This is a genomic window from Intestinibacter sp. (genome assembly GCF_022780145.1).
GTDB lineage: Bacteria > Bacillota > Clostridia > Peptostreptococcales > Peptostreptococcaceae > Intestinibacter.
Map to the genome: position 1 here is coordinate 1 of NZ_JALEXO010000036.1, position 4,172 is coordinate 4,172.

At 31.0% G+C, this 4,172-nt stretch carries 5 protein-coding genes and 1 pseudogene; all 6 read right to left on the reverse strand.

Annotated elements, in window-relative coordinates; translation table 11 throughout:
• Positions 1 to 159: pseudogene (locus MR593_RS01395) on the reverse strand (transcription elongation factor GreA); the annotation flags it as partial.
• Between the two features lie 109 nt (positions 160 to 268).
• Positions 269 to 1,237: a tRNA dihydrouridine synthase DusB gene (gene dusB, locus MR593_RS01400; RefSeq protein WP_290686181.1), complete on the reverse strand. Its 969-nt coding sequence runs from the start codon at positions 1,235 to 1,237 to the stop codon at positions 269 to 271.
• Between the two features lie 178 nt (positions 1,238 to 1,415).
• Positions 1,416 to 2,186, reverse strand: a complete 771-nt coding sequence (locus MR593_RS01405) for a type III pantothenate kinase (RefSeq protein WP_290686183.1) — start codon at positions 2,184 to 2,186, stop codon at positions 1,416 to 1,418.
• 17 nt (positions 2,187 to 2,203) lie between these two features.
• Positions 2,204 to 2,803, reverse strand: a complete 600-nt coding sequence (locus tag MR593_RS01410) for an ECF transporter S component (protein WP_290686186.1) — start codon at positions 2,801 to 2,803, stop codon at positions 2,204 to 2,206.
• A gap of 253 nt (positions 2,804 to 3,056) precedes the next feature.
• A complete protein-coding gene (locus MR593_RS01415; RefSeq protein WP_290686189.1) occupies positions 3,057 to 4,034 on the reverse strand; it encodes a P1 family peptidase in 978 nt (325 codons plus the stop codon).
• On the reverse strand, positions 4,027 to 4,170 hold the full coding sequence (locus tag MR593_RS13550) for a hypothetical protein (protein WP_334301803.1): 144 nt from the start codon (positions 4,168 to 4,170) through the stop codon (positions 4,027 to 4,029). The genes MR593_RS01415 and MR593_RS13550 overlap by 8 nt, the downstream gene beginning before the upstream one ends.
• Between the last annotated feature and the right edge of the window lie 2 nt (positions 4,171 to 4,172).

A 4,172-nucleotide genomic window follows, 5' to 3' on the forward strand; every position in this document is an offset into this window, starting at 1 on the left:
AGCTTCATCATACTCAGCATTTTCTGATAAGTCCCCAAAACCTATAGCAATTTTTAATCTTTCTGCAACTTCTTTTCTTTTTACTGTTTTTAAGTATTCTAATTCTTGTTCAAGCTTGTCATAACCCTCTTGAGTAAGTAATTCTTTTTTTTCTTCCATAATTTAACAACTCCTTTTACTTTCTATTTTCTAATAAATTATAATTTTCCTTATATTTATCGTTTCCTTATGTTCGTTCTAACTAATTTATGCGGTATATTATAAGTCACTAACGGGATTGTGTCAAGGATAACTCCCTTAGCTTCATTATTACACCTTCGCTATCAGTTAATTTATTAATTTCATCTCTATATCTAGCTGAATTTTTTAAACCTTTTATATACCAGCCTATATGTTTTCTCATTTCTCTGACTGCTACATATTCTCCATGTTCCTCTACTGCAAGCTTCATATGCTCTATAGCTGTGTTAATTTTTTCTTCGGCAGTTGGCTTAGGTAAAATCTCTCCTGTTTCCATATAGTGATTTATTCTATTAAATATCCAAGGATTTCCTTGAGCGCCCCTACCTATCATTATAGCATCACAATTTGTTTTTTCTAGCATATTTATTGCATCTTCTATCTCAAATACATCTCCATTGCCTATTACAGGTATGGATATAGCATCTTTTATCTCTTTTATTATATCCCAATCTGCTTTGCCTGAATAATATTGTTCTCTAGTTCTCCCGTGTATTGCCACTGCACTTATTCCAGATTGTTCAGCTATCTTAGCTATTTCAACTGCATTTATACTTTGATCATCCCAGCCTTTTCTTATTTTTAACGTCACCGGTTTTGTAGAATTTTTTACGACAGCCTTCATAACTTCTTCTGCTAATTTTGGATTTCTCATTAATGCTGATCCATCACCGTTTTTTACTACCTTAGGTGCTGGACATCCCATATTTATGTCTAGTATTTCATTTGGATGAGAATTTAGTATTTCAGTTGCTCTTCCCATATATTCTGGTTCTGAGCCAAATATTTGAATCGCAATTGGGTGCTCTTCATCTTCTATTTTAGTCATCTTCTTAGTATTTTCATCATTATAACAAAGTGCCTTTGCATTTATCATTTCTGTATAAAGCATCCCGCATCCCTTTTGCTTACATATTAATCTAAAAGGAAGATCTGTTACTCCTGCCATAGGAGATAGAAAAACTCTATTATCAAGACTTACATTTCCTATGTTCATCCTTGTACTCCTTTATTTAAAAGTTTTATTAATTACTTTAATTCATTATTAACCACTTCTAATATATTATTACAAAAAATTAAAATATACTATATTCTTTTTGATAAATTTTAATTTTTTTAATTTATTCCTTAAAAAAGACCGCCTCTTTTTTATCATTGAGACAGTCTTTGAATTTCTATTCTTTATTTTTTTCGTATATAAGCTTTAATCCTTCTAAGGTTAAATCCTTATCGATATAATCTATGCTATCAGTTTCTGAATCTATAAGTGTAGCAAGACCACCTGTTGCTATAACTTTTACATCGTCACTACCTAGCTCTTTTTTTATCATATCTATTAACTTTTCAACCATTCCTGCATATCCATAGATTATACCAGCTTGCATTGCTGATACTGTATTTTTACAAATTGCCATTCCTGGCTTAGTTAATTCAACTCTAGGTAATTTAGACGCTTCGTGGAACAATGCTTCACTTGATATTTTAATTCCTGGACAAATTGAACCTCCTAGGTATTCTCCCTTATCTGATATTGCACAGAATGTAGTAGCTGTACCAAAATCAACTATTATTAATGGATAACCGTATTTCTCTATAGCTGCTACTGCATTTACTATTCTGTCAGCTCCAACTTGCTTTGGATTGTCGTATTTTATATTTAATCCAGTTTTTATTCCTGGTCCTACTATCAATGGTTCAACTCCACAGTATTTTATACAGAAATTTTCAAGAGAATGCATAACATCAGGAACTACTGATGATATTATAATATTTTTGATATCTCTCATATTTATCTTATGATATTCAAATAAGCTATTTATTAACATACCATATTCATCTGAGCTTTTTTGATGATCTGTATTTATTCTCCAGCTGTTAGTTAATGTATCACCTTCATAGATACCTAAAACCATATTTGTATTTCCAACGTCAAATACTAATAGCATTTATATAAACCCTCTTTCTATTTTTTGCTTTTTCTAATCATTACTACTGCAACTGCTGCTACTAAAATACCTGCTACTATAGCTTCTGGTATACCATTAGTTGCACATATTAGTAAAATATATTTACCAGCATTTCCTGCTTGTCCAATTGCTTGCATATATTTATCTGCATATATAACATAAATTAATCCCATAACTCCAATTGTATTTGTTAAAGAACCTAATACCCCTGCAACAAATCCAGATAAATAAACTCTTTTGCTTATTTTGTATATTAATTTATATACATAATATGAAACTACACCAATTAATATTCTTGGTAATACTGATATAATTGGATTCATAAAACAAAATGATGTAATTGATGGTTCTGTGAATGCTTTAAATAGACTTGTTAAACCGAATATTAAACCTACTGCTGCTCCAACTAACGGACCTTCTACTACTGCACCTATAATAACAGGCACATGCATTATAGTTGCGTCAACTGGTCCAAGTTTTATATAACCAACAAAAGGAATCATAGATAATACAATTGATATTGCTGACAATACAGATATTACTGCCATTCTTCTAACATTTACTTTTCTTTGTGCTGATGTTTGCACGTTCATCATAATATTAACCTCCGTTCCAGCTCCTTTGGATGCCGGACTTCTAAAATTATTTTGTTACATTTTTACCCTTTATAGTCAGACTTCCCTTTTGAGAATGTCCGCTGTAACAAATAAATTTTATCAGCAGGTACCTATATTGTCAACAATCTTACATTTTTTTTGTTATTTTTTTATCTTAATCATAAATATTTTTTATGATGTATATTTTTAATGTTATATCAAAATAGGTTCATAACTTATCAAACATTAAACTTTATTTAACTATCATTTCAGCATGTAATTCATTGTATGAAGGTATTTTATTGACTCCTTTTGCATTTTTTACAGCATTTATTATACTTTTTTCCATGACTTCAACTGCTAGAGAACCTATTAGAGTTAAATCTGCACCTGTTTCTATTTCACCTGTAGCCATAGTAAATATGGTATCTCCATCGTGAGGAGTATGAATAGGAAATATAGCTCTTGCATATCCGTCATGTGCCATTTGAGATATTTTTTTGCATTGAGCTTTGTCCAGCTTAGCATTAGTAGCTATAATTCCGATTGTAGTATTGTCTATACTGAAGCCACCTTTTGTTACACCTTGTTTCATAAGATTGTAACTGTTTAAAAACTCTGTCTTGTTGTCATTTAATGCACCTGCTATTACACTTCCATTTTCATATACATCACCTAATGCATTTACTGCTACTAATGCAGATACTACTATTCCGTTGTCTAATTTTATAGAATAGCTACCTATTCCACTTTTAGTTACAAATTCAGGGCCTCTTATTTTTCCTACAGTAGCCCCACATCCTGCACCGTAGTTTCCTTGTTTCAAAGTAGTTTCACTAGCATTTAAACAAGCTTCGTATCCCATTTTTTTATCAGGTCTTATTTTATAATCTCCTACACCTAAATCAAATAATACTGCTCCTACTACTATAGGAACATTACAAACACCTGAATCAAATCCTATATTATGTTCTTCTAAATACTGGCTTACTCCACATGTGCTCTCTAATCCAAATGCAGATCCTCCTGATAAAACAACTGCATTTACTTTTTGAACAGTATTTACTGGATCAAGTAAATCTGTTTCTCTAGTGCCTGGTGCTGCTCCTCTTACGTCTACACCACAAGTAGCTCCTTTTTCACATATAACTACCGTACAACCTGTAAGTGCTTCTTCATTTTGTGCTTGTCCTACTTTTAGACCTTTTACATCTAATATATTATTATACATATCCTTTCACTCCTCTTATAGAAATTTCACCTGACATTATTTCTTTTACTTGTCCATTTCTTTCTTTAATAACTAAATTTCCATTTTCATTTATATCTATACATTTTACTAATTCTTTTTTATTATTTTTTATAATAT

Bases quoted from the DNA above. Each gene is read 5' to 3' on its own strand.
- dusB (WP_290686181.1), bottom strand. From the start codon at position 1,237: ATGAACATAGGAAATGTAAGTCTTGATAATAGAGTTTTTCTATCTCCT.
- MR593_RS01405 (WP_290686183.1), bottom strand. From the start codon at position 2,186: ATGCTATTAGTATTTGACGTTGGAAATACAAATATGGTTTTAGGTATC.
- MR593_RS01410 (WP_290686186.1), bottom strand. From the start codon at position 2,803: ATGATGAACGTGCAAACATCAGCACAAAGAAAAGTAAATGTTAGAAGA.
- MR593_RS01415 (WP_290686189.1), bottom strand. From the start codon at position 4,034: ATGTATAATAATATATTAGATGTAAAAGGTCTAAAAGTAGGACAAGCA.